The sequence below is a fragment of the Psychrobacillus sp. FSL H8-0483 genome (genome assembly GCF_038637725.1).
In the GTDB taxonomy this organism is placed as follows: domain Bacteria; phylum Bacillota; class Bacilli; order Bacillales_A; family Planococcaceae; genus Psychrobacillus.
In genome coordinates this window covers 3,154,450-3,177,113 of record NZ_CP152052.1, presented here as the reverse complement: position 1 = coordinate 3,177,113, position 22,664 = coordinate 3,154,450, and the positions used below count along the sequence as shown (strand labels likewise).

22 protein-coding genes, 1 tRNA gene and 1 other RNA gene are annotated in these 22,664 nt (G+C 37.2%); 20 read left to right on the top strand and 4 right to left on the bottom strand.

The features are described 5' to 3' along the window. Positions 1-23 precede the first annotated feature (23 nt). On the top strand, positions 24-965 hold the full coding sequence (whiA, locus tag MHB48_RS15355; RefSeq protein WP_340922819.1) for a DNA-binding protein WhiA: 942 nt from the start codon (positions 24-26) through the stop codon (positions 963-965). A 19-nt stretch (positions 966-984) separates the two neighbouring features. Next, positions 985-1,242, top strand: coding sequence for an HPr family phosphocarrier protein (locus MHB48_RS15350; protein WP_340922816.1), 258 nt, complete (start codon positions 985-987; stop codon positions 1,240-1,242). Between the two features lie 549 nt (positions 1,243-1,791). On the opposite strand, the gene clpP is transcribed toward MHB48_RS15350, so the two are convergent. Further along, the gene (gene clpP, locus MHB48_RS15345; RefSeq protein WP_340922813.1) at positions 1,792-2,388 is read right to left on the bottom strand and encodes an ATP-dependent Clp endopeptidase proteolytic subunit ClpP; all 597 of its coding nucleotides are present in this window, start codon (positions 2,386-2,388) and stop codon (positions 1,792-1,794) included. Positions 2,389-2,553: 165 nt separating this feature from the next. Here clpP and MHB48_RS15340 point away from each other — a divergent pair. The 4 genes from MHB48_RS15340 to MHB48_RS15325 all read left to right on the top strand — a co-directional run bounded on the left by MHB48_RS15340 (position 2,554) and on the right by MHB48_RS15325 (position 5,107). Beyond that, positions 2,554-2,625: transfer RNA gene (locus MHB48_RS15340), tRNA-Arg, on the top strand. A 437-nt stretch (positions 2,626-3,062) separates the two neighbouring features. Beyond that, positions 3,063-3,476: a DUF1761 domain-containing protein gene (locus tag MHB48_RS15335; protein ID WP_342598825.1), complete on the top strand. Its 414-nt coding sequence runs from the start codon at positions 3,063-3,065 to the stop codon at positions 3,474-3,476. A gap of 237 nt (positions 3,477-3,713) precedes the next feature. Next, positions 3,714-4,292, top strand: coding sequence for a LemA family protein (locus MHB48_RS15330; RefSeq protein WP_342598824.1), 579 nt, complete (start codon positions 3,714-3,716; stop codon positions 4,290-4,292). After that, a complete protein-coding gene (locus MHB48_RS15325) occupies positions 4,292-5,107 on the top strand; it encodes a TPM domain-containing protein (protein ID WP_342598823.1) in 816 nt (271 codons plus the stop codon). The genes MHB48_RS15330 and MHB48_RS15325 overlap by 1 nt, the downstream gene beginning before the upstream one ends. Before the next feature lie 173 nt (positions 5,108-5,280). On the opposite strand, the gene MHB48_RS15320 is transcribed toward MHB48_RS15325, so the two are convergent. Continuing rightward, positions 5,281-6,435 carry a hypothetical protein gene (locus MHB48_RS15320; protein ID WP_342598822.1) on the bottom strand — a complete coding sequence of 385 codons (1,155 nt, stop codon included), beginning with the start codon at positions 6,433-6,435 and terminating at the stop codon, positions 5,281-5,283. Continuing rightward, on the bottom strand, positions 6,413-6,934 hold the full coding sequence (locus MHB48_RS15315; RefSeq protein WP_342598821.1) for a sigma-70 family RNA polymerase sigma factor: 522 nt from the start codon (positions 6,932-6,934) through the stop codon (positions 6,413-6,415). The genes MHB48_RS15320 and MHB48_RS15315 overlap by 23 nt, the downstream gene beginning before the upstream one ends. Positions 6,935-7,121: 187 nt before the next feature. Here MHB48_RS15315 and MHB48_RS15310 point away from each other — a divergent pair, with 187 nt between their 5' ends. The 7 genes from MHB48_RS15310 (at position 7,122) to eno (ending at position 14,705) form a co-directional block, all read left to right on the top strand. Further along, on the top strand, positions 7,122-7,355 hold the full coding sequence (locus MHB48_RS15310) for a glutaredoxin family protein (protein WP_342598820.1): 234 nt from the start codon (positions 7,122-7,124) through the stop codon (positions 7,353-7,355). 364 nt (positions 7,356-7,719) lie between these two features. Further along, positions 7,720-8,757, top strand: a complete 1,038-nt coding sequence (locus MHB48_RS15305; RefSeq protein ID WP_342598819.1) for a sugar-binding domain-containing protein — start codon at positions 7,720-7,722, stop codon at positions 8,755-8,757. Positions 8,758-8,769: 12 nt separating this feature from the next. After that, positions 8,770-9,777 carry a type I glyceraldehyde-3-phosphate dehydrogenase gene (gene gap, locus MHB48_RS15300; RefSeq protein ID WP_342598818.1) on the top strand — a complete coding sequence of 336 codons (1,008 nt, stop codon included), beginning with the start codon at positions 8,770-8,772 and terminating at the stop codon, positions 9,775-9,777. Between the two features lie 140 nt (positions 9,778-9,917). Then, on the top strand, positions 9,918-11,102 hold the full coding sequence (locus tag MHB48_RS15295) for a phosphoglycerate kinase (RefSeq protein WP_340922796.1): 1,185 nt from the start codon (positions 9,918-9,920) through the stop codon (positions 11,100-11,102). A 15-nt stretch (positions 11,103-11,117) separates the two neighbouring features. Next, the gene (tpiA, locus tag MHB48_RS15290; RefSeq protein WP_342598817.1) at positions 11,118-11,879 is read left to right on the top strand and encodes a triose-phosphate isomerase; all 762 of its coding nucleotides are present in this window, start codon (positions 11,118-11,120) and stop codon (positions 11,877-11,879) included. Next, positions 11,872-13,410, top strand: a complete 1,539-nt coding sequence (gene gpmI / locus MHB48_RS15285; RefSeq protein ID WP_342598816.1) for a 2,3-bisphosphoglycerate-independent phosphoglycerate mutase — start codon at positions 11,872-11,874, stop codon at positions 13,408-13,410. The genes tpiA and gpmI overlap by 8 nt, the downstream gene beginning before the upstream one ends. A 2-nt stretch (positions 13,411-13,412) precedes the next feature. Further along, positions 13,413-14,705, top strand: a complete 1,293-nt coding sequence (eno, locus tag MHB48_RS15280) for a phosphopyruvate hydratase (protein WP_342598815.1) — start codon at positions 13,413-13,415, stop codon at positions 14,703-14,705. A 117-nt stretch (positions 14,706-14,822) separates the two neighbouring features. Here eno and MHB48_RS15275 read toward each other — a convergent pair whose 3' ends face one another. Then, positions 14,823-16,361 (bottom strand): hypothetical protein, encoded by a 1,539-nt coding sequence (locus MHB48_RS15275; RefSeq protein WP_342598814.1) that lies wholly within the window; start codon positions 16,359-16,361, stop codon positions 14,823-14,825. A gap of 208 nt (positions 16,362-16,569) precedes the next feature. On the opposite strand from MHB48_RS15275, the gene secG reads away from it, so the two are divergent. From secG to MHB48_RS15240, 7 genes are all read left to right on the top strand, one after another. Next, positions 16,570-16,797 (top strand): preprotein translocase subunit SecG, encoded by a 228-nt coding sequence (secG, locus tag MHB48_RS15270; protein ID WP_340922784.1) that lies wholly within the window; start codon positions 16,570-16,572, stop codon positions 16,795-16,797. A gap of 312 nt (positions 16,798-17,109) precedes the next feature. Continuing rightward, on the top strand, positions 17,110-17,856 hold the full coding sequence (locus MHB48_RS15265; RefSeq protein ID WP_342598813.1) for a carboxylesterase: 747 nt from the start codon (positions 17,110-17,112) through the stop codon (positions 17,854-17,856). Positions 17,857-17,898: 42 nt separating this feature from the next. Then, a complete protein-coding gene (rnr, locus tag MHB48_RS15260) occupies positions 17,899-20,208 on the top strand; it encodes a ribonuclease R (RefSeq protein ID WP_342598812.1) in 2,310 nt (769 codons plus the stop codon). Positions 20,209-20,253: 45 nt separating this feature from the next. Further along, positions 20,254-20,721 carry an SsrA-binding protein SmpB gene (gene smpB / locus MHB48_RS15255; protein ID WP_340925278.1) on the top strand — a complete coding sequence of 156 codons (468 nt, stop codon included), beginning with the start codon at positions 20,254-20,256 and terminating at the stop codon, positions 20,719-20,721. A gap of 94 nt (positions 20,722-20,815) precedes the next feature. Then, positions 20,816-21,169, top strand: a transfer-messenger RNA (tmRNA) gene (gene ssrA, locus MHB48_RS15250). Positions 21,170-21,308: 139 nt separating this feature from the next. Further along, positions 21,309-22,277 (top strand): site-specific integrase, encoded by a 969-nt coding sequence (locus MHB48_RS15245; RefSeq protein ID WP_342598811.1) that lies wholly within the window; start codon positions 21,309-21,311, stop codon positions 22,275-22,277. Between the two features lie 134 nt (positions 22,278-22,411). Beyond that, entirely contained in the window at positions 22,412-22,663 is a 252-nt protein-coding gene (locus MHB48_RS15240; protein WP_342598810.1) for a hypothetical protein, read from the top strand. The last annotated feature ends 1 nt before the right edge of the window (position 22,664 follow it).

Here is a 22,664-nt window from a genome sequence, read left to right as displayed (position 1 = left end):
AGCAAGAAAGGGGGAAACGGATTATGTCGTTTGCTTCTGAAACAAAAAAAGAAATGACTCAAGAAGAGTCAAAGCCTTGTTGTGCAAAAGCAGAACTATCAGCACTTATTCGAATGAATGGGTCTCTGTCGTTTAGCAATAAAATGTTAAGCTTAGACGTGCAGACTGAAAATGCAGCAATTGCTCGTAGACTGTATACGCTTATTAAATCTTTATACCCTTATCAAGTAGAATTGCTCGTTCGAAAAAAAATGAGATTAAAGAAAAATAATATCTATATTTGCCGTGTTCGAGATGGAGCAAAGCATCTATTAGAGGATTTAAAAATATTGAAAGAGAGTTTTCAATTTGAATACTCCATTTCACAAGAGCTTGTCAAAAAGAATTGTTGCAAGCGTGCGTATCTGAGAGGAGCTTTCTTAGCGGGAGGATCTGTCAATAATCCAGAAACGTCTTCTTATCATTTGGAAATTTACTCTTTGTATAAAACGCATAGTGACGCTCTAGTAGAATTGATGAACGGATTCGAATTAAATGCGAAAACAATTGAACGTAAAAAGGGATATGTGGCATATTTAAAGGAAGCAGAAAAAATTTCTGATTTCCTAAGTATCGCAGGAGCACATCGTGCGTTGCTGAAATTTGAAGATGTCCGTATAATTCGAGATATGCGTAATAGTGTAAATCGTTTAGTCAATTGTGAAACAGCTAATCTAAATAAAACGATTAGTGCTGCTATTCGACAAGTAGACAATATACGATTTATCGAAAATACGGTTGGATTAGACCAATTACCAGAAAAATTAAGAGAAATTGCTCGCTTGCGGGTGGAATATCAAGATGTAACATTAAAAGAACTAGGTGAAATGGTTTCCACTGGGAACGTTAGTAAATCTGGTATAAATCATCGTTTACGAAAGATAGACGAAATTGCAGACGCACTTCGTAGAGGCGAGACAATTTAGTGAAATGGAGCGTAGGACAATGACAGAAAAACAAGTGGAAGTGAAATTACCATCAGGATTACAGGCGAGACAAGCTGCGTTATTTGTACAAGAGGCTAATCGTTATATTGCAGATGTATATTTGGAAAAAGACAATAAAAAAGTGAACGCAAAAAGTATTATGGGTATTATGAGCTTGGCTATTAGCAAAGGGATTACTGTAAACCTAAGTGCAGATGGGTCAGATGAAGAAGAAGCAGTAGTAGCACTAGCAAAATTTATTTCAAATGAAGAATAATAAAGGGCGGCCTTACTAGTCAGTATAGACGAAAAGGCGGTCTTTTTTTTCGTAGTTAGTTAAAAAGTATGGACTATTGAATTTAGCGTACATAGAATTTGAAAAAACGTCCGTCACTTCCTTTGGTTTCTTCATCTTAGAAATGAAATGGTCTCGGTTGAGCATCATTTGGTCTCGGATACAAGGCAAATGGTTGCGGAACCGCATTAATTGGTCTCGTTTATATAGGAATGGTCTCGCTAAGCCATTTAATTCCATTTGTTGAATCGATTTCATCATTCCAATTTACATGAAAAAACACGAACAATACTAAAGGAATATATATTTTATACGGATAAAGTATAGTTGATTTCCGCTATAGGCGGACGCTTTCCGTGGGGTGAGCGATAACCCATCACCGACGCTCACGCTCGTTTGTGATGGCTTATCTGTCTCACTCATCCCGCAGGAGTCGCCGCCTGCCGCTTCCATCAACGAAGTGGTAAATATTTAAGGCATTTTCCGCAAAAATACCCAAGGAAAGGTAAATTTCCTTGGGTACAATTATTATTATGATTTTTTCATTTCGCTACGGTCAATAATATGATCGATTAAACCATATTCTTTTGCACGTTCAGCAGTCATAAAGTTATCGCGATCTGTGTCTCTTGAAACGACTTCAATCGGTTGACCAGTACGATCAGCCATAATATTATTTAATTTATCACGTAAGAATAAAATACGTTTAGCAGCAATTTCGATTTCTGTTGCTTGCCCTTGTGCTCCACCAAGTGGTTGGTGAATCATTACTTCTGCGTTTGGAAGTGCGTAGCGTTTTCCTTTTGTACCTGCAGTAAGTAAGAATGCTCCCATAGAAGCAGCCATACCGATACAAATTGTTTGCACATCTGGTTTGATGAATTGCATCGTATCGTAAATTGCCATACCTGCTGTAATGCTTCCACCTGGACTATTGATATAGATTGAAATATCTTTTTCTGGATCTTCAGCTTCTAAAAATAGTAGTTGGGCAACGATGGAGTTTGAAACGTTGTCATCAATTCCACTTCCAAGCATGATAATACGGTCTTTTAATAATCGTGAGTAAATGTCATATGCACGTTCCCCACGATTTGTTTGTTCAATAACAGTAGGAATTAAATTCATCCTGATTTGCCTCCTTCAAAGGTGGTTTATTAATTTTATTTCTGAGAAATACTACCTCAGTTGTAACTTTATCATACACATTATGGTCAAGGAAGGTCAAATATTAAGCATTGAAATGTTCGCTTGAATTATTTGCTAATGATTTGTATAATAGATAAGTCGCTTGCCCTCGTAGTTTAATGGATATGACACAAGATTCCGGTTCTTGGGATAGGGGTTCGATTCCCTTCGAGGGCGTATTTAGATTAAATAGGATATTTTCTTTCAAGCACTCCAAACATGGATCCTTCGATGTTCGGAGTGCTTTTTTGTATAATGTATGTTGATATTTTTACTATTTATTACTTGTATTCGTTCAAGTGAATCGATTGCTTCGATAGACAGATGGTTAGGATCACCAGGACACATATTCCTCACCTCATAAATTATTTAATTATCCGGTCTATTCATCCTTACCACAGAATTTTAATATTAAACAAAATGAATGTTTAATTAATTATTGATCAATGGAAAGTACCGTGTAGTGTATGCGAAAAAAGCAATAGCTGCGACTAACTTTCTATGCCAGAATGTCCATTTTTTACAATACAACTTGTATTAAATACCTTATAATAAAATGAAACAGAGCAGAGAGAGAACGATCAAAAATAGAATGGATAGAAGGGGAGAATGAAATGGATTTTCAGCAATCATTTGAGACGATTAATTTTTTTGCAGTTATAGCAGCAGGATTATCCGCTTTCGTTATTGGAGGTCTATGGTATTCAGTTTTATTTGCAAAGGCTTGGATGAAGGAAAACGGTTTTGATGAAGAAAAATTAAAGAATGCTAATATGGCGAAGATCTTTGGAGGTTCATTTATATTTTCCTTAATCATTTCCTTTGTGCTTGCTCTATTCTTAGGGCCAGAAAGAAACGCGATGATGGGTGCAACAGCAGGCTTCATGGCCGGGCTCTTTTGGGTCGCAACAACGATGGGAATAACATATTTGTTTGAAAGAAAATCATTGAAATTGTTTTTGATTAATGCTGGATATCATGTAGTTACTTTTATGATAATGGGATTAATTTTAGGATTGTGGAAATAATAGTATTTCAAATGTAAAACACGTAGAGAGATGGCTGTATTCATATTCCTATGTGTTTTTTTGTTTATCTTGTTTAACCCATTAGAAAACATCTAATGTTGGAATTTAGGAAAGCTCAACTTGTTTATTAATCGTATTCATATGAAACCGATTAATAACTTTTTCGTATACCTTAGTAGGTTTTACATTTTACAATTAAAGGAACATGCATACTATACTTAATCAGGGGTGAATAAGATGAAAAAGTTATTAGGGCCGATTGTTATAATCGTGGTTATTATTGCAATTTTTGCTGTTATATTAATACCGAGCTATAACGGTTTTGTAGATGGGGAAGAAAATGTGAATAATGCATATGCACAAGTAGAAAACCAATTACAGCGCAGATTGGACTTGATTCCGAACTTAGTTAACACCGTAAAAGGATTTGCATCCCATGAAGAAGAAGTGCTGGGCAATATAGCAGATGCTCGTTCTAGACTAGCGGGAGCAAGTACACCGGAAGAACAAGCAGTAGCAAATGATGAATTAACTGGTGCTTTAAGTCGATTATTAGTGGTTGTAGAGAACTATCCAGATTTAAAGGCGGATGCAAGCTTCCGACAATTAATGGATGAGCTAGCAGGTACTGAAAATAGATTAACGGTCGCTAGACAAGATTATAATAACATTGTTTCTGATTACAATAAAAAAGTAAAACGATTACCAGGCAGTATTGTTGCATCCATTTTCGGGTTTGATGAAAAAGAATATTTTAAAGCAGATGCAGCTGCAAAAGAAGCTCCAAAAGTTGATTTTGAAGGAGATGGAGAGTAATGATGAAGGTTGCGCGAATGCTTATAGTTGCGCTACTTTTATTTCTTTCTCTTCCATTAATGACTGTTGCTGTATCTGATATACCAATGCCTATTCCAGGTGAGTCTTATGTACAAGATTATGAAGGGTATTTATCACAGTCAACTAAAAAACAAATAGAGGAGCTAGGTCTCCAGTTAGATAATGCTACGGGAGCAGAAATTGTCGTAATGATTATTAACTCCTTGAATGGGCAAGATGTGAATCAATTTAGTGTAGATGTCATTCGAGAATTTGGTATTGGGGACGCGGAAAAGAATAATGGTGTTCTTTTTGTTATTGAAACGGATCCTACAAAAGAAGGGAATCGTGATATAGCAATTACAGTTGGATACGGTTTAGAAGGTGCATTGCCTGATGGAAAAATTGGTCGAATTCTTGATGACTATACGCGTCCGTATTTGGACCAAGGATCTTTCGATGATGCGGTTCTTTCCACATACCAGGTGTTATACAATGAAGTTGCCACAGAATATGGCTGGGACGGAGAGTTAGTGGAACCGAATGAGCCTGCTTCATCGGATGAAGGTTTTTCGTTTACTACTATCATTGTGATTATCGTTGTGATTTACCTTATTTATACGGTAATGTCTGGCGGAGGTGGCGGTAGTGGTTCTGGTAGAGGAAGACGCTCTAGTACAAGAATGTTTGGACCAGGTAGTTTCGGAGGTGGCTTTGGCGGCTTCGGAGGCGGAGGCGGAAAAGGTTCTGGAGGTGGTTTCGGAGGCTTCGGTGGCGGTAGCTCCGGAGGCGGCGGAGCAGGACGCAAATGGTAAATCAAAAATGGAAAACGCCCTTAATAGGGCTCAGACTATCGACAAGGTCGAATACCTGACAATAATTGTTTAAAAAGGTTTTCCTAAGCTTACCGCTCGCTTTCCCGCAGGAGTTGAGCGGTCGCTTCTCCAAACCAAAATACTATCCCACAATCACTTGATTTTTTTGAATATTAATTTTCAGCAAATTCATCTAGCGTCAGCTTGATCATTTCATAAATCATAACATTCGGTTCTATAGTCGTATCGCCAAGAATTCCTAAATCAGAACCAGGAGCGAACATCACCACTCCATCCTTGTATACTGTAATAGTATATAATGTAGTTCCTTTATCTATCTCATTTGTTAAATAAATTTGATAATTATCCATTTGAGGAAGAGCTCCTGCCCTCTCTCCGCTTTCTTGCTCTGTTGCCTCTTTGATTGGTAGATAGTCAAAAGTTTTCAAAATGTAATTTATTTGATTTTTATTGGATGTGCAACCATTGCTATTTTTCTGTGTATTATCATTTTCGTAAATCTTACCAGTGTAGCAAAGCGTGTCGAACGAAACGGTTTCTCGAATAGTTGGTGTTTTTACACCTTCAACAAATACGCTGAAATTCTCTATTTTCTCGCTTAGTTCAATGCCTTCAGGATCTCTTATTCCATTATATCTCCCTATTTTTCCGGGCTCTGATTTAGAAAAGATAAATTCTTCTCTAAATGTATGAAAAATTTTCTGTCCCTGGCTATTCGTTAAGGAAACCTCTATTACTGGGCGATAAATATTCGGATGATCTTTCTCCTGTTTAATGTCCACGTTCTCTAAATGCATCTCTATATCTGTATCCTCTAGGTAATAGTGATATTTGAACACCAAAACTGAATTAATCGCTTTTGTCAGCATGTTCTCAGTAAAGTATTCACCAAAAGTGGTTTGATAATAATTCATATAGTCTTTGTATTCCTTTGATTCTAGAAGTTGATCATACTCCTCTTGGTTCTTCGCTTCCGTTCTGCTTTGAAGGTTCATCCAATCGTTTATTAAGCCCAAAAATTCCATATCTGGCCCATTGTATTCTCTCTCTAATACTGCTCTTATCACCTCTTCATTAGAAAGTGGCTCAGCTGTTTGCTCTGTCTCAGAGGGATTAGAAAAAGTAATGAATAGAAAGGAGGCAATTGCTACTATTGCCAATGAAATAAACGCAGGAAATATGTTGCGTTTTCTCTTTGTTTCCATTCTCCCCTTTAAGGCTAACCAAGTATTACGCCTTGCTTCATCTGAACGCTCCACATCTTTCATTTCCTCAAAAAGCTCATCAAATTCTTTTGATGGTTCCATTTGCATGACCTCCTTCCTGATGAAACTCTTTTTTAAGCGCCTCAAGTGCACGTGTCATTTTCATCTTTACTTTTGCCTCGGTCCAGGCCAGTATATAGGCTGTTTCTTGAATCGAACACTCTTGTACCTTGCGTAGGAGCAGGACCTCCTGGTAGTCTTTTTTTAGCTTACTTAAGGATTCATACATCCTAGCAAGCTGCTCTTTTTGTTCAAATCGGCTCTCTGGTGATAGTGCGTTTGTTTCTACATCATGCTCTTTATCAAAGGAGAAAAATTGGATGACTCTTTTTCTTCGAAAATAGTCGTAGGTCACATTACGTGCTATTTTTAATAGCCAGGTGGCAGTTGAAGCCTGCTTATGAAAGGATTCTAGCCCTTTATATGCTTTATAAAATGTTTCTTGTGTAAGATCCTCGGCACATTCTCTATGACGGACAAGAAAGTATATATAGCTGTAAACTCTATCACTGTGCTCTTTATATAGCTGTTCCATTTCCATCTTCTGACCTCCCCTTATTGCTATAGACGAAGGAATAAATAAAAAGTATCGCTTTTATTTTACCTTTTTAGGGAAAAATTTGTATAATAGGTTACTCTTAATATGTCTATGTGCAAAATAACACACGATTTTATTCTTCAATAAGACTATAATAAAAACGTATCAAATGATTTTTGGGAGGGATAATATGATTGTCCATTTCTACACTAGACCAGGCTGTCATTTATGTGAGGATGCCAGACTGATGCTAAAGCTTGTACAAGAAGATATTTCATTTGAAATAAATGAAGTGAATATAGAAGAAGATGATGAGCTTCATGAAAAATATATGCTAATGATTCCTGTCGTCGAATTCGAAAATGAAATCATTCAATACGGTCAAATAGATTACGTAACACTTCTGGACGCATTGCTCAAATAATGCTCCAGATTTTTTGGTTTTTATAAATTTTCAGCGAATCGCAAGTTAGTGAAGCGTAATCGCAAGATAGGAGCGCTTAATCGCAAGATAGGAGCACTTAATCGCAAGATAGGAGCACTGACTCGCAAGATAGGCACTCCAAATCGCAAGATACACTTCAAGTTTTCAATACTTCCTAAAATAATGCTCCAGGTTGTGTCATCAGCAATTTTCCTTGCTTCGCAGATGGATAAAAAGTACACAAATATTGCTATTCGGAATATTATACTGTATGCTTGTTTTAGAAATTTTATTTTTTTTGAGCAGATGGGACAAATTAGTTCGATGTGGGACAAAAACGTCATAATGAGATAGGAAGTGAAATATGGATTCTTTTCTCCATGCTCAAGTCAAGCTTATGCCTGAAATGAGTGAGTTGTTGCAAAAAAGGTATCACATACTCCAAACCATTCAATTGACGAAGGGGATTGGACGTCGAGTTCTTGGGGAACAATTAGGTTTGTCTGAAAGAGAATCTCGAAAAGAATTAGATGCTTTGCGAAATCAAGGATTAATTGAGATTTCAAGAGATGGAGCATCCATCACATCTGAAGGTAATTCTGTCCTACTGGAACTAAAAGAAGTAGTTCGAGAATGGTCTGGAAGATTACAACTCGAACAAACCCTTTCAAAGCATTTAAATATAAAAGCAGTGATAATTGTACCTGGAAATGTAGATACTAACTCTAACGCTTCTATGCTCTTATCTCAAGAGGCGGCAAAATATCTGGAAAGTATCTTATCAGATGACAAAATTATTGCTGTAACAGGCGGATCCACTATCGCATCCATTTCTAACTATGTGCCTGAATCAACGAAATGGAAGAATCTATTGTTTATTGCCGCTAGAGGTGGTGTAGGCAAAGATGTCCAGTTACAAGCTAATACAATTGCATCTTCGTTTGCCAATAAAATGAATGGCTCTTATCGAACATTGTATATACCGGATAGTTTGAGTGAAGAAGCACATAGAACAATGAAAAAAGAGCCATTTATTCAAGAAATGATGGACTTATATAATCGAACAAATATTGTGATTCACGGCATCGGAGACGCTCTCCAGATGGCTAAAAGAAGAAATTCAAACGAAGAAGAGATAGAGAGATTAAATGAAATAGGTTCTGTTAGCGAATCCTTTGGGTATTATTTTAACGGTCAGGGAGAAGCTGTTCACCATATAAGAACAATAGGTGTCCAGTTAGAGCAACTAAAAAATATAGATCACCTCCTTGCAGTAGCAGGTGGTGCAAAAAAAGCAAAAGCACTAATTTCTTACTTTAAACAAGCACCAGAACAAACCGTTTTAGTAACGGATGAGGGTGCGGCAAATAAAATGATAAACCTATTATTACAAACCAATTAGGAGGAAATTAAAATGACAGTAAAAATAGCGATTAATGGATTTGGACGTATTGGACGTAAAGTATTTAGAGAAGCTCTAGAACAAACAGATTTAGAAGTAGTAGCAATCAACGACTTAACAGATGCTGCAATGCTTGCTCATTTATTAAAATATGATTCAGTTCATGGCATATTAAAAGCAGACGTTTCATCTGAAGGTGAATATTTAGTCGTAAACGGGAAAAACATTCGTGTATTCGCAGAAAAAGACCCTTCTGCACTTCCATGGAAAGAGCTAGAAATAGATATCGTCATTGAATCTACTGGAATTTTCAGCACAACTGAAAAAGCTAGTAAGCATATTGAGGCTGGAGCTAAAAAAGTAATTCTATCTCAACCTGCTAAAGATGATATGCCTACTTTTGTTATGGGTGTAAATGCGGACAATTATGATCCAGAAACAAATCATGTTATATCAAATGCTTCTTGTACAACGAACTGTTTATCTCCTGTAGCGAAAGTATTACAAGATAACTTTGGTATTAAACGTGGAATGATGACTACAATCCACTCATACACAAATGATCAACGTATTTTAGACTTACCACATAGTGACTACCGTCGAGCTCGTGCAGCAGCGGAATCTATGATTCCAACGTCTACTGGAGCAGCATCGGCTGTAGCAAAAGTACTTCCAGAATTAAAAGGAAAATTAGATGGTATGGCTGTTCGCGTTCCAACACCAAATGTGTCCATTGTAGACTTTGTTGCTGAGTTAGAAAAAGACGTAACCGTAGAAGATTTAAATGCTGTGTTAAAACAAGCTTCTGAGAATGAATTAAAAGGAATCTTAGATTATAATGAAATTCCTCTTGTTTCAATCGACTATAATGGAAACACTGCATCTTCCACTGTTGATGGACTTTCCACAATGGTTTTAGGAGACAACATGGTAAAAGTATTAGCATGGTATGACAATGAATCAGGATACTCTGCACGCTGTATCGACCTTGCGCTACTTATGATGAAAAAAGGACTGTAATTTTACCGGTGTATCAAGAAATGTATTTGATTTTATAATAGCGTGAAAGTTAAATAACCTCTATAATAGGAGAGGGTAAAAGGAGCAAGGGTTTACCCCCTTTGCTCCTTATTTTTTTAGTACATAAGGAGGCTTATCTCATGAAGGTAAAACAAACAATGAAAGATGTTACTTTACAAGGGAAACGCGTGTTTTGTCGTGTAGACTTTAACGTGCCAATGGAAGACGGGGGAATCACGGATGATACACGAATTCGTGCAGCGCTACCGACGATTAACTATTTAATCGAACAAGGTGCTAAAGTGATCCTAGCTAGCCATATGGGACGTCCAAAAGGTGAAGTAAAAGAAGAACTACGTTTGACACAAGTGGGAGAACATTTAGCAAAACTTTTGAATAAGCCTGTAACAAAATTAGATGAATCAATTGGGGAAGCAGTGGAACAAACTGTATCTGAAATGAAAGATGGCGATATTCTTTTACTAGAAAATGTTCGCTTCCATGCTGGAGAAGAGAAAAATGATGCGGAGCTTGCTAAAGCATTTGCTCGCTTAGCAGAAGTATATGTGAATGATGCATTTGGTGCCGCACATCGCGCTCATGCGACGACGGAAGGGATTGCGAAATTATTGCCTGCTGTTTCTGGATTATTAATGGAGAAAGAACTAGATGTTTTAGGAAAAGCTTTATCCAATCCAGAACGACCATTCACTGCAATTATTGGTGGGGCAAAAGTAAAAGATAAAATCGGCGTTATTGATCATTTATTAGACAAAGTGGATAATATTTTAATCGGTGGAGGCCTCTCTTACACTTTCACTAAAGCACAAGGACATACCATTGGGAACTCTCTTGTAGAAGAGGATAAAATCGAGCTAGCTCAATCTTTTATTGAAAAAGCGAAAGCAAAAGGCGTTTCTTTCTATTTACCTGTAGATGCAGTTGTAGCGGATGAGTTTTCAAAAGATGCGAACACAAAAGTGGTAGATATCGATCAAATTCCTTCTGACTGGATGGGACTAGATATTGGACCGAAAACAGCTGCTTTATATGCGGATGTGATTAAAAACAGCAAACTTATTATTTGGAACGGTCCAATGGGCGTGTTTGAAATGGATGCATTTGCAAACGGTACAAAGGGTGTAGCGAATGCAATGGCAGAGACTACTGGATATACAATTATCGGTGGCGGGGATTCGGCAGCTGCTGTTGAAAAATTTGAAGTTGCGGATAAAATGGATCATATATCCACTGGTGGAGGAGCTTCTTTAGAGTTTATGGAAGGGAAGGACCTACCAGGCGTATCGGCATTAAACGATAAGTAATGGAGGAGATTTTATATGCGTAAACCAGTAATTGCAGGAAATTGGAAAATGTATAAAACACTTGCAGAGGCAAAAGATTTTGCGCTTCAATTAAAAGAAAAACAAGTAGATAGCAGCAAGGTGGAAGCAGTAATTTGTGCACCTGCTCTATTTTTAGACCAACTAGTTCATGTTACAAAAGATTCTTTTATTTCCATCGGAGCTCAAACGATGCACGAGGAAAAAGAAGGAGCATTTACAGGTGAAGTTAGTGGTCATCAATTAAAAGACTTAGGTGTTAGTTATGTAGTAATTGGTCACTCTGAACGACGTCAATATTTCAATGAAACAGATGCTTCTGTGAATAATAAAGTAAAAGCTGCATTTGAATATAATTTAACTCCAATTATTTGTGTAGGTGAGACATTAGAAGAGCGCGAACAAAATGAAACAGAAAACATCGTATCTGCGCAAGTAATGGCTGCTTTAGAAGGACTTTCCGAAGAACAAGTGATAAATTCTATTGTCGCTTATGAGCCAATTTGGGCAATCGGTACTGGTAAAACAGCAACTGCGGACGATGCAAATGATGTATGCCAGGCTATCCGCGAAACCATTCTAGATGGCTTTGGGGAGGAAGTAGCGAGCAGTGTTCGTATTCAGTATGGCGGAAGTGTCAAACCGGAAAATATTGAAGAATTGCTTTCAAAAGAACATATCGATGGTGCGTTAGTAGGTGGAGCAAGCTTACAAGTTGACTCCTTTTTAAAATTGTTGGAGGCTGGAGAGAATGCCTAAAACTCCAGTAGCTTTAATCATTTTAGACGGATTTGGATTGCGTCATGAATCATATGGAAATGCTGTGGCTCTTGCACATAAGCCGAATTTTGATCGATATTGGAGAGACTTCCCTAATGCATCACTTACTGCTTCAGGAGAAGCGGTAGGCTTACCAGAGGGACAAATGGGTAACTCGGAAGTTGGTCATTTAAATATTGGTGCTGGAAGAGTCGTTTATCAAAATTTAACACGTATTCATAAGTCCATTCGCGAAGAGAAATTCTTTTTGGAGCCTAAGCTTCTTTCTGCTATTGAACATGTGAAGCAAACGGGTGGAAAGCTTCACTTAATGGGATTACTCTCTGATGGAGGGGTTCATAGTCACTATTCTCATTTATTTGCACTTTTAAAGCTAGCGAAAGCTCAAGGACTAGCAGACGTATTTGTCCATGGTTTCTTGGACGGACGTGACGTTGGACCGCGTACAGCAATTGGGTATGTGGAAGAAACAGAAATGCAGATGAAAGAAATCGGTGTAGGAAGATTTGCTACGATTAGTGGACGGTATTATGCAATGGACCGAGATCGTCGTTGGGAACGCGTAAATCTTACGTATCGAGCACTTGTTGATGGAATTGGTAAAACTGCAGAATCAGCTACTGCTGGGATTTTACAATCATATGCAGAAGATGTTGTAGACGAATTTGTTTTACCAATCGTTATGGAAGAAAATGCAAAGCCAATTGCAACGATTGACTCGGGTGATGCAGTCATCTTCTTTAACTTCCGTCCAGACCGTGCCATTCAATTGTCGATGGCATTAAACACACCAACATTTGATAGTCTTCCACTAAGTGATAAGCATCCAACGAATTTGAAATTCGTTACGTTTACTCACTATAGTGATGATGTTGTATCTGATGTGGTATTTGAAAAAAATGATCTATACAACACACTTGGAGAAGTGCTAGCAAAAAATGATAAAACACAGCTTCGCATTGCGGAAACAGAAAAGTATCCACATGTAACGTTTTTCATGAGCGGTGGAAGGGAAGAAAAGTTCCCTGGAGAAGAAAGAATACTTATAAATTCTCCAAAGGTAGCAACATATGATTTACAGCCTGAAATGAGTGCATATGAAGTAACGGATGCACTACTAGCTGAAATTGCAAATGATCATTTCGATGCCATTATTTTAAACTTCGCTAATCCAGATATGGTAGGGCATAGTGGGATGCTTGAACCAACTGTGAAAGCAATAGAAGCAGTAGATAAGTGCTTAGGAAGAGTAGTCGATGCTATTTTAGCAAAAGGTGGTCATTCCATTATTACGGCGGACCACGGTAACTCAGATGAAGTGACAACACTCGAAGGCCAGCCAATGACGGCACATACGACAAATCCTGTTCCAGTTATCGTAACGAAGAAAGATGTTTCTCTACGAAGTGACGGAATTTTAGCCGATTTGGCTCCAACCATGTTACACTTATTAGGGATAGAAACACCGCCTGAAATGACAGGTAAAACACTAATCGAAACGGAGAGTTAAAAATGCCAATTATTACACAAATTCAAGCTCGTGAAGTATTAGATTCACGTGGAAACCCGACAGTAGAAGTAGAGGTATTTACAGAAAGCGGTGCATTTGGTCGTGCAATCGTTCCATCTGGTGCATCTACTGGTGAATATGAAGCAGTAGAACTCCGTGATGGTGACAAAGCAAGATACCTAGGTAAAGGTGTTTTAAAAGCAGTAGAAAACGTAAATAACATTATCGCAGCAGAATTAGAAGAAAACTTTTCAGTATTAGATCAAGTTGAAATTGATCATGCAATGATTGAATTAGATGGAACAGAAAACAAAGGAAATCTTGGGGCAAATGCAATTCTAGGTGTATCTATGGCAGTTGCTCATGCAGCAGCAGACTATTTAGATGTTCCTCTCTATCAATATTTAGGTGGATTTAATGCGAAGCAACTACCAGTACCTATGATGAACATTTTAAATGGTGGAGAACATGCGGATAACAATGTAGATATCCAAGAGTTCATGGTTATGCCAGTTGGAGCAGAATCTTTCCGTCATGCATTACGTATGGGAGCAGAGATTTTCCATAGCTTGAAAGCAGTATTAAAAGAAGCAGGTTTAAACACAGCTGTTGGAGATGAAGGTGGATTCGCACCAAACTTAAAATCTAACGAAGAAGCGCTTTCTACGATTATGACAGCAATTGAAAAAGCTGGCTACAAACCAGGGGAAGAAGTACTTTTAGCAATGGACTGTGCTGCTTCTGAATTCTTTAATAAAGAAGATGGAAAATACCATTTATCTGGTGAGGGTGTAGTAAAAACTTCAGAGGAAATGGTTGCTTGGTATGAAGAACTTTGCTCGAAATACCCAATTATCTCTATCGAAGACGGCTTAGATGAAAATGACTGGGTTGGTCATAAATTACTTACTGAAAAAGTTGGAGATAAAGTTCAGTTAGTTGGAGACGATTTATTCGTTACAAACACGAAAAAACTTGCACAAGGAATTGAGCAAGGTGTTGGAAACTCTATTCTTGTTAAAGTAAACCAAATTGGTACATTAACAGAAACTTTTGATGCGATTGAAATGGCAAAACGCGCTGGTTACACAGCAGTCATCTCTCACCGTTCTGGTGAATCAGAAGACGTGACAATTGCAGACATCGCAGTTGCAACAAACGCTGGCCAAATCAAAACAGGTGCACCTTCTCGTTCAGACCGTGTAGCGAAATACAACCAATTACTTCGTATTGAAGACCAATTATATGGAACTGCTCAATACCTAGGCAAAAAAACATTCTATAACTTAAAATAATAATGAAAGCAGGGGTTATCCGTAATTGGATAGCCCCTGCATTTTTTTAGACTCTGTTAACCGATAGTGTTGTTATCTGCTGAAAATCCGCTTTCCGCGGACGAACTTCCAAGCCTATTAAAATAGATAAGGTCCAACTAAGAAAAATAGAACAGCTGTATTCATACAGGTTGTATACAATACAATGACGTTAAAAGTATCTTCGTTCACCGTATATCGGGCAAGGAGTAAAGGGATAGTAGAAAGAATACTTGCAATAAATAACAAAATAACAAAGTGCCATGTCTCCGTTATAAAAGGAATATTATAAACTAGATTTTCAATAGTAGTGAATTGATAGATGAAATACGTTTGGATGCCAAATAAAGCAATGATATGCATAAGAAATGCTGTCTTATGTGAATGAGCAAATCGCCTTCTTTCCATTAACACTAACAGTCCATACGTAATGCCTAACGAAAGGACGATCCATACAAATGAGAAAAGAACAAGAAGAAAACCATTAAACAACATACTGAGTAAAGTATAACTTGCCTCTTCATAATCACCTTCCATAATTCCATTACTTTCTTCCTTTATTACCTCATCAGAAGATGAATAGAGAAGAGAACGATTAGCACCATCCATTTTTAAATAGGCAACTGTTTGTTCATTTAAAAGAGTAGAGCGTTCATAACGATCTCCAGCTTTCGTAACTGCACTAGCGTGAATGGTATTATCTAAAAAAATACCGACAAAGATTTTATTCACACGTTCACCAGTAGGTGTTCGTACAGTAGCTGAAAACGTGAGAAGTGCTTCTTCTTTTGTTTGATAGACACTTGGAAAACGAATTTCCGTTAGTTGCATCCCCGTATCTTCTTCCAAAAATTTAAGGTTAGAGAAAGTAGGGGACTGATTGGTGGATAGATTGAATGGTGCCGCAAGAATTGTCTTCGTACGTTTCCCTCCAGATAAAATTTCTGTATCTAGTAAGAAAGAGTAACTATTATTTGGCGTCTGAATGATATGCATGGACGACAGAATTTCCGATCCATTCACATGGAATTCAAATAGTTTAGATAGTTGGTTAGTATTGCTGTAAACAGTGAATAGATGCTCCTTTTTATTTTCCGTCACAATAAACATTTGGTCTTCCAAAATGGTGACAAAATTAACGGGTTCATCCATAGTAAATTGCTGTTTTACTGTTGTAAAAGGACTATTGGAAACGATGACATTTTGATCCTCTGTCCAATATACAAGTGTATCCTCGTCCTTTGAAAAATTAACAACGTCTTGAGCAATTTCAGTGTCTCCATTTGAAATAGTTGAATGAATGAGTGTATTGTCCTTTATGTAGAAAGAGTTGGATTGATCGCTCCAAGTATTTGTAAAGGAATCTAGCGAATCAATCGTACGTTTTTTTTCGCAGCTCATATCCATATCGCAAGATAAGATAATTAATTTTTTTAAATCTCGTAGACTAACGCTATAGCCATCTTCTTCTTTAACACTTTGGAGGTTGTTGTAATTACTTACTGGGGTTTTTACTTGGAAAGACCTACTCCATTGATCAGAAGGGAGTGTAGATTGTACTTGAAGTATCGTCCAATATTGAAACGATGTTAAACTTAAAATGATTAGTAGACTTATGACTATAAGTTTGTTTTTCAAAATAGATCTTCCTTTTGCTTATGTATTTTTTTCCAACTTATTCATTTCGATATAAAACTATAAAACTCCTCTTTTTCATCCAAACCTATGAAATAATCATCCTCTATTTTGTTGAAACCTATTATATTCTTGTTAGACTGTTGTAACTTCTAGTTGTTTTTGGTAAAATTAATATTGTTGTGAAAGTTCTTTTCAGGAGGTGGAACAAATGAATACGTTGTTAATGACTTTACTAGTCATCGTCTCATTAGCATTAATCGTTGTTGTGTTATTACAATCGGGGAAAAGTGCTGGTCTTTCAGGAGCCATCTCTGGCGGTGCTGAACAACTTTTTGGAAAACAAAAAGCACGAGGTATGGACCTTATATTACATAGAGTAACAATCGTCCTTGCAGTGTTGTTTTTCATTTTAACTATTGCTGTCACAAAATTTTAATCTTATTCAACAGAAGAATTGACTTCTGCTGAATAAGGTTAAAGCCTTCGGCGGATACAACAGATTTTGTAAAAGAATCATCGAGCAAGCTCGTTGCATTGTTTTCTGCGAAGAGAAATCGTAGAAGTAAAATCTGGACACAAATACGCCGAGGCGAATTTGATAATAGATACGAACCGCCTGACCGACTTCTGATTGGTCAGGCGTTTTCTTTTCATTTATACTTATACATACAATATAAAGGAACAATGTCTAGCTGAATTCCTACCTTACAGGTAAAATTCTGCTTTGCTAGATTGGAGGTATTTTAACATGCGATTAGCGGCGCCAAAACCTTTCTTCTTTGAGGCTGGTAAACGTGCAGTATTGCTGCTTCATGGTTTTACTGGCAATTCATCAGATGTTCGGATGCTTGGAAGATTTCTAGAGAAAAATGGGTATACTTCTTTAGCGCCACATTATAAAGGTCATGGAGTTCCACCAGAGGAACTTTTAGAAACAGGTCCATCTGATTGGTGGAAAGATGTGATGGATGGGTATACTCGTTTAAAGGACGAAGGGTATGAGGAAATAGCAGTAGCTGGCCTTTCACTTGGAGGCGTATTTTCATTGAAATTAGGGTATACAGTTCCTGTGAAGGGAATAGTCACGATGTGTTCTCCAATGACAATGAAAACGACGGATGTCATGTTCGAAGGTGTATTAAAGTATGCTAGAGAATATAAAAAGTATGAAGGAAAAACAGCGCAACAAATCGAAGAAGAAATAGAAGCTATTCGACAAACCCCAATGGAGACGTTGGCAGAACTAAGGGAATTTGTCTATCAGGTACGGGATCATGTCGATCATATTTATGCTCCGCTGTTAGTTACCCAAGGAAAAAAAGATAGCGTCATTGATATAAATTCTGCTCCTTATATTTATGAGCATGCAGAATCATTAGAGAAGAAATTAAATTGGTATGAAAACTCTGGCCACGTCATTACACTTGGTTCTGAAAAAGAACAATTACAGGAAGATATATTAAATTTTTTAGAGTCGCTCGATTGGAATGTGTAAAACAGGCCAAATGCGCACACGCTGAAAAAGGAGGGATGTTTGATGGAAAACATGAAAGAAAAATTACTTGATTTAATGAATACAGATGAGTATAAACCATTAACAACGAAAGAACTGGAAAATCATTTTGGGTTAGTGGATGCAGAAGACTTTAAAGGACTAGTAAAAACACTTGTCCAAATGGAGGAAAGTGGATCAGTCGTACGTTCTCGATCCGATCGGTATGGTATTCCTTCACGAATGAATTTAATTGTTGGGAAATTTATAGGACACGCAAAAGGCTTTGGGTTTGTTACACCAGAAGAAGATGGAATGGACGATATTTTTATTCCTCCTACGGAAGTGAATGGGGCAGTAAATGGAGACAAAGTGCTTGTTCGAGTTTCCCGTGAGACTTCTGGTGACAGAAGAGAAGGATCCATTATTAAGATTACGCAACGAGGTATAACTAAAGTAGTTGGAACATTCCAAGATAATAAAGGCTTCGGATTTGTTATCCCTGATGACAAAAAAGTACCTATGGATGTTTTTATTGCTAAAGGAGATACGCTTGGTGCAATTGAAGGGCATAAAGTAGTTGTAGAAATCACGGATTGGCCGAATGAAAGAAAATCTGCAACAGGAATTGTTTCTCAAATTCTTGGGCATAAAAATGATCCTGGTGTCGATATTTTATCGATCATTTATAAGCACGGTATTACCATTGATTTCCCTGAAGAAGTAATTAATCAAGCAGAAGCTGTACCCGCTGAAATTGATGAAAAGGATTTAGAAGGTCGTAGAGATTTACGAGAAGAAGTCATTGTAACGATTGATGGTGCGGACGCAAAGGATTTAGATGATGCTGTTACTGTTACTAAATTCCCAGATGGTACGTTTAAGCTTGGCGTACATATTGCGGACGTAAGCCACTATGTAACGGAAAACTCACCACTTGACCGCGAAGCATATGATCGTGGAACAAGTGTATATTTAGCCGATCGTGTTATACCAATGATTCCACATCGTTTATCAAATGGTATTTGTTCATTGAATCCACAAGTTGATCGTTTGACTTTATCTTGTGAAATGATTTTTGATGGTTCAGGTATGGTAACCTCACATGAAATTTTCCAAAGTGTTATTCGAACAACAGAGAGAATGACTTACTCTGATGTGTATAAAATATTGGAAGAAAAAGATGCTGCGTTAATAGAGCGTTATGAACCTCTTGTACCAATGTTCGAAACGATGGCAGAATTAGCAGCCGTTCTTCGCGAAAAACGTAAAAATCGTGGAGCAATCGATTTTGATTTCCCAGAAGCAAAAATTATAGTTGATGAAAATGGCTGGCCAACGGACGTTGTGAATCGTGAACGCACAGTTGCAGAGCGTCTAATCGAAGAATTTATGTTAGCTGCCAATGAAACAGTAGCGGAGCATTTCAAGTGGATGGATGTACCTTTTATTTACCGAATTCACGAAGATCCAAAACCAGAAAAGCTACAACGCTTTTTCGGATTCTTAACTAACTTTGGTCTAGTTGTTAAAGGAACTGGAAATGATATTCACCCAAAAGCGTTGCAAGAGATTATTGAAAATATCGAGGGTATGCCAGAAGAACCTGTTATTTCTACGATGCTTCTAAGATCCCTTCAACAAGCAAAATATTATTCAGAGTGCTTAGGGCATTTTGGTTTATCAACGGAATTTTATACGCATTTTACTTCTCCAATTCGTCGTTATCCAGATTTAATCGTTCATCGATTAATCCGTACGTACCTAGTAAATGAAGATGTATCGTCAGCTACTATTAATCATTGGGGTGCAATGATTGATGATATTGCCGAGCATACGTCCAAACGTGAACGCCGTGCAGTAGATGCGGAACGTGATACAGATTCGCTGAAAAAAGCACAGTATATGGCAGATAAAATCGGTGAGGAATTCGAAGGAATCATTAGTTCTGTTACGAACTTTGGGATGTTTATTGAGCTTCCGAATACCATTGAGGGTCTTGTACATGTAACGAATATGACAGATGATTATTATCGTTTTGACGATCGTCAAATGATGATGATTGGTGAACGCGGAGGCAAGCAGTTCCGTATTGGGGATGAAGTAACCATTCGCGTATCAGCGGTGAAGCCGGAAGAATCGGCCATTGACTTTGAAATCGTAGGAATGAAAAAAGCATTCCACCGAACTAGAAAAGAAGCACCAAAAGTGATTCATGCTTCGAAAAAGGACGGCTCTGGCTCTAATCGATCAAAGTCTCAGCCAGCACCTAAAAAAGAAGTAAAACAGAAAAAGAAATTTTACGAATCCGTTGCCAAAAAATCGCAACGTCGTAAACGTCCGAAGAAAAAATAAAGGGGCGAGTAATCGCTCCTCTTTAGTTTTTGAGAGGTGAATATGATGGCGAAAAAACCAGATGATAGAATACTTGCGCAAAACAAAAAAGCGAATCACGATTATTATATCGAAGAAACAATTGAAGCAGGAATTGTGTTGCAAGGTACAGAAATTAAATCTATTCGAAATGCGAAAGTACAATTAAAGGATGCTTTTGTTCGTATTCGTAATAACGAAGCATGGATCTCTAATATGCATATTAGTCCATACGAACAAGGAAACCGTTTCAATCATGAGCCTTTACGATCTAGAAAATTACTTTTACACAAAAAGCAGATTAGTACATTAATTGGGGAAACAAAGCGTGATGGTTACTCCATTGTTCCGCTCAAAATGTATCTAAAAAACGGCTATGCAAAAGTATTAATCGGCGTCGGAAAAGGGAAGAAAGATTACGATAAACGGGATGTCTTGAAGAAAAAAGAAGCAAAACGAGATATTGAAAGAGCGTTTAAAGAACGGAATCAATAATCTACTGAACATTACTGGTAGAATGTCTCACTTGAAAATTGACCATTTTTGATGTATAGTGAGTAGGTAACGAAGCTTACACTATACCATAAACGGGGACGTTATGGATTCGACAGGGATAGTCTGAGCTTGAGTTGCGCGTCGGAGGCTCGGCTCCGTAAAAACGGATCTTATAATAACAGGCAAAACAAACAACAACTTAGCATTCGCAGCGTAAGCTCGGATCTGCTCTATTTATCCATCGCCCATGTGGCTAGGTAGAGCTCAACTTTAGTGGGATACGGTTGGCAGTGCCACTTGAGCTGTCAGCAAGAGATTTCCAAGTTAGCGTACATGACGCCCGCTTGTCGGCATAGTGCTACGCGAAACCTAAATAGGCAAGATACACGCGTAGAAGCTTAAGTGTTAGAGTTTCTGGACGCGGGTTCAAATCCCGCCGTCTCCATATTTAAAACTACTACAAACGTAGTGGTATCAACGGTTTAGCAACGCAAGGGATATTAGACGGGATATGAACTTGATTCAAATACCCCCACTTTTATCCCTAGTAATCAACCTTCTAATCATTCGATTGGAGGTTTTTTTTTATGGGAAGAAAAAGAGGAATATTTGCAGTACAGGTAGATGAAGTAGAAGTATCAAAGAAATCTGTAATAACCAAAAAGGATACGATAACCATTCCTAAGGCACTCACAACCATTTATCAACAAATGAGGATTGCAGGAAATCGAGAAAGGACTATTGATAGTTATAATTACATCCTTAATCAGTTTGTAGTGTTTAACAAACTGGAATATGTAGAGGATATTAATTCAGATTCAATTTATAACTATTTGGAATCCTTAAATGTATCTAATCAAACAAAACTAATACGATTAAAATCAATCAAAGCAGTATTAGGTAAATTTCATAACAATGGTTGGATTAAAGAAAAATTTTGGAGTTATATTCAAATTAGAATTGATAAGCAAGTAAAAAAAGGTGCTAAAGCAAATGACATTGAAGTTCTATTATCATTAATAGATAACAATACATTTATCGGTTTTAGAGATAGAGTGGCGATTTTAACGCTATTTAGAACAGGTATCAGAATAAGAACATTGGGAGAACTAAAAGAACGTCACATTGACTTTGAAAATCTTTATCTTAATTTAGATGGTGCTATTGTGAAGAACCATAAGTTTCTCAGATTACCTCTTGATGAAGAACTAGCAGAGTTATTAAAAGTCCTCATTAATCAAAATAAACTTATTCGAGAGTATTACAATCTTGAAAATACAAACATATTTATTACACAAAATGGATTGCCGATCAATGATAGTAAATCATCTAACAATGCTATCTCTAAGCAACTACACAAATATTCTGTTCGTTATGGATTAGAGAATATTAATCCACACTCAATACGTAGAGGTTATGCAAAATCACTTTTAGATAAAGGAGCAAATATCGCTCTAATTTCTAAAGCACTTGGACATTCTGACTTGGGAGTGACAACCCAGTATTTAGATATTGATACCGATGAAGTCGCAAGCAGTTTGAGGGAATTTCTATGAAGATGAAGAAAAATATCCAGTTAAATTTTGAAGAGTACGTATTTCTGTAAAATATTTTTAATAAAGAAGGATATTTTATTGAATATATAGAATTATAGAAATGGAATTAAAATGTTAATTAAGGGGGAGTAAGTATGGTTCATAAAAATGAAATAAATACACCTGCAAAATTCACTAAACATAATATCGAAATGAAAACAAAGGTTCATTTGAGTTTGGAAATACTTTCAGGACTTTCTCCAACAAAGTTTAAAAAGATGTATAGTGATTTCTCTCCAGTCGAAGGGGAAATAGTGTTGAAGAATAAAGATGGGCAAATAGCAGTTTTTGATTTTAATAAAAATTGGGTTACTAAGGTGGAAACGTTAGAAGAAGAGAATCAATGAT

Excerpts from the sequence above, each read along its gene's own strand:
- whiA (WP_340922819.1), top strand. The coding sequence starts at position 24 with ATGTCGTTTGCTTCTGAAACAAAAAAAGAAATGACTCAAGAAGAGTCA.
- MHB48_RS15350 (WP_340922816.1), top strand. The coding sequence starts at position 985 with ATGACAGAAAAACAAGTGGAAGTGAAATTACCATCAGGATTACAGGCG.
- clpP (WP_340922813.1), bottom strand. The coding sequence starts at position 2,388 with ATGAATTTAATTCCTACTGTTATTGAACAAACAAATCGTGGGGAACGT.
- MHB48_RS15335 (WP_342598825.1), top strand. The coding sequence starts at position 3,063 with ATGGATTTTCAGCAATCATTTGAGACGATTAATTTTTTTGCAGTTATA.
- MHB48_RS15330 (WP_342598824.1), top strand. The coding sequence starts at position 3,714 with ATGAAAAAGTTATTAGGGCCGATTGTTATAATCGTGGTTATTATTGCA.
- MHB48_RS15325 (WP_342598823.1), top strand. The coding sequence starts at position 4,292 with ATGATGAAGGTTGCGCGAATGCTTATAGTTGCGCTACTTTTATTTCTT.
- MHB48_RS15320 (WP_342598822.1), bottom strand. The coding sequence starts at position 6,435 with ATGGAACCATCAAAAGAATTTGATGAGCTTTTTGAGGAAATGAAAGAT.
- MHB48_RS15315 (WP_342598821.1), bottom strand. The coding sequence starts at position 6,934 with ATGGAAATGGAACAGCTATATAAAGAGCACAGTGATAGAGTTTACAGC.
- MHB48_RS15310 (WP_342598820.1), top strand. The coding sequence starts at position 7,122 with ATGATTGTCCATTTCTACACTAGACCAGGCTGTCATTTATGTGAGGAT.
- MHB48_RS15305 (WP_342598819.1), top strand. The coding sequence starts at position 7,720 with ATGGATTCTTTTCTCCATGCTCAAGTCAAGCTTATGCCTGAAATGAGT.
- gap (WP_342598818.1), top strand. The coding sequence starts at position 8,770 with ATGACAGTAAAAATAGCGATTAATGGATTTGGACGTATTGGACGTAAA.
- MHB48_RS15295 (WP_340922796.1), top strand. The coding sequence starts at position 9,918 with ATGAAGGTAAAACAAACAATGAAAGATGTTACTTTACAAGGGAAACGC.
- tpiA (WP_342598817.1), top strand. The coding sequence starts at position 11,118 with ATGCGTAAACCAGTAATTGCAGGAAATTGGAAAATGTATAAAACACTT.
- gpmI (WP_342598816.1), top strand. The coding sequence starts at position 11,872 with ATGCCTAAAACTCCAGTAGCTTTAATCATTTTAGACGGATTTGGATTG.
- eno (WP_342598815.1), top strand. The coding sequence starts at position 13,413 with ATGCCAATTATTACACAAATTCAAGCTCGTGAAGTATTAGATTCACGT.
- secG (WP_340922784.1), top strand. The coding sequence starts at position 16,570 with ATGAATACGTTGTTAATGACTTTACTAGTCATCGTCTCATTAGCATTA.
- MHB48_RS15265 (WP_342598813.1), top strand. The coding sequence starts at position 17,110 with ATGCGATTAGCGGCGCCAAAACCTTTCTTCTTTGAGGCTGGTAAACGT.
- rnr (WP_342598812.1), top strand. The coding sequence starts at position 17,899 with ATGGAAAACATGAAAGAAAAATTACTTGATTTAATGAATACAGATGAG.
- smpB (WP_340925278.1), top strand. The coding sequence starts at position 20,254 with ATGGCGAAAAAACCAGATGATAGAATACTTGCGCAAAACAAAAAAGCG.
- MHB48_RS15245 (WP_342598811.1), top strand. The coding sequence starts at position 21,309 with ATGGGAAGAAAAAGAGGAATATTTGCAGTACAGGTAGATGAAGTAGAA.
- MHB48_RS15240 (WP_342598810.1), top strand. The coding sequence starts at position 22,412 with ATGGTTCATAAAAATGAAATAAATACACCTGCAAAATTCACTAAACAT.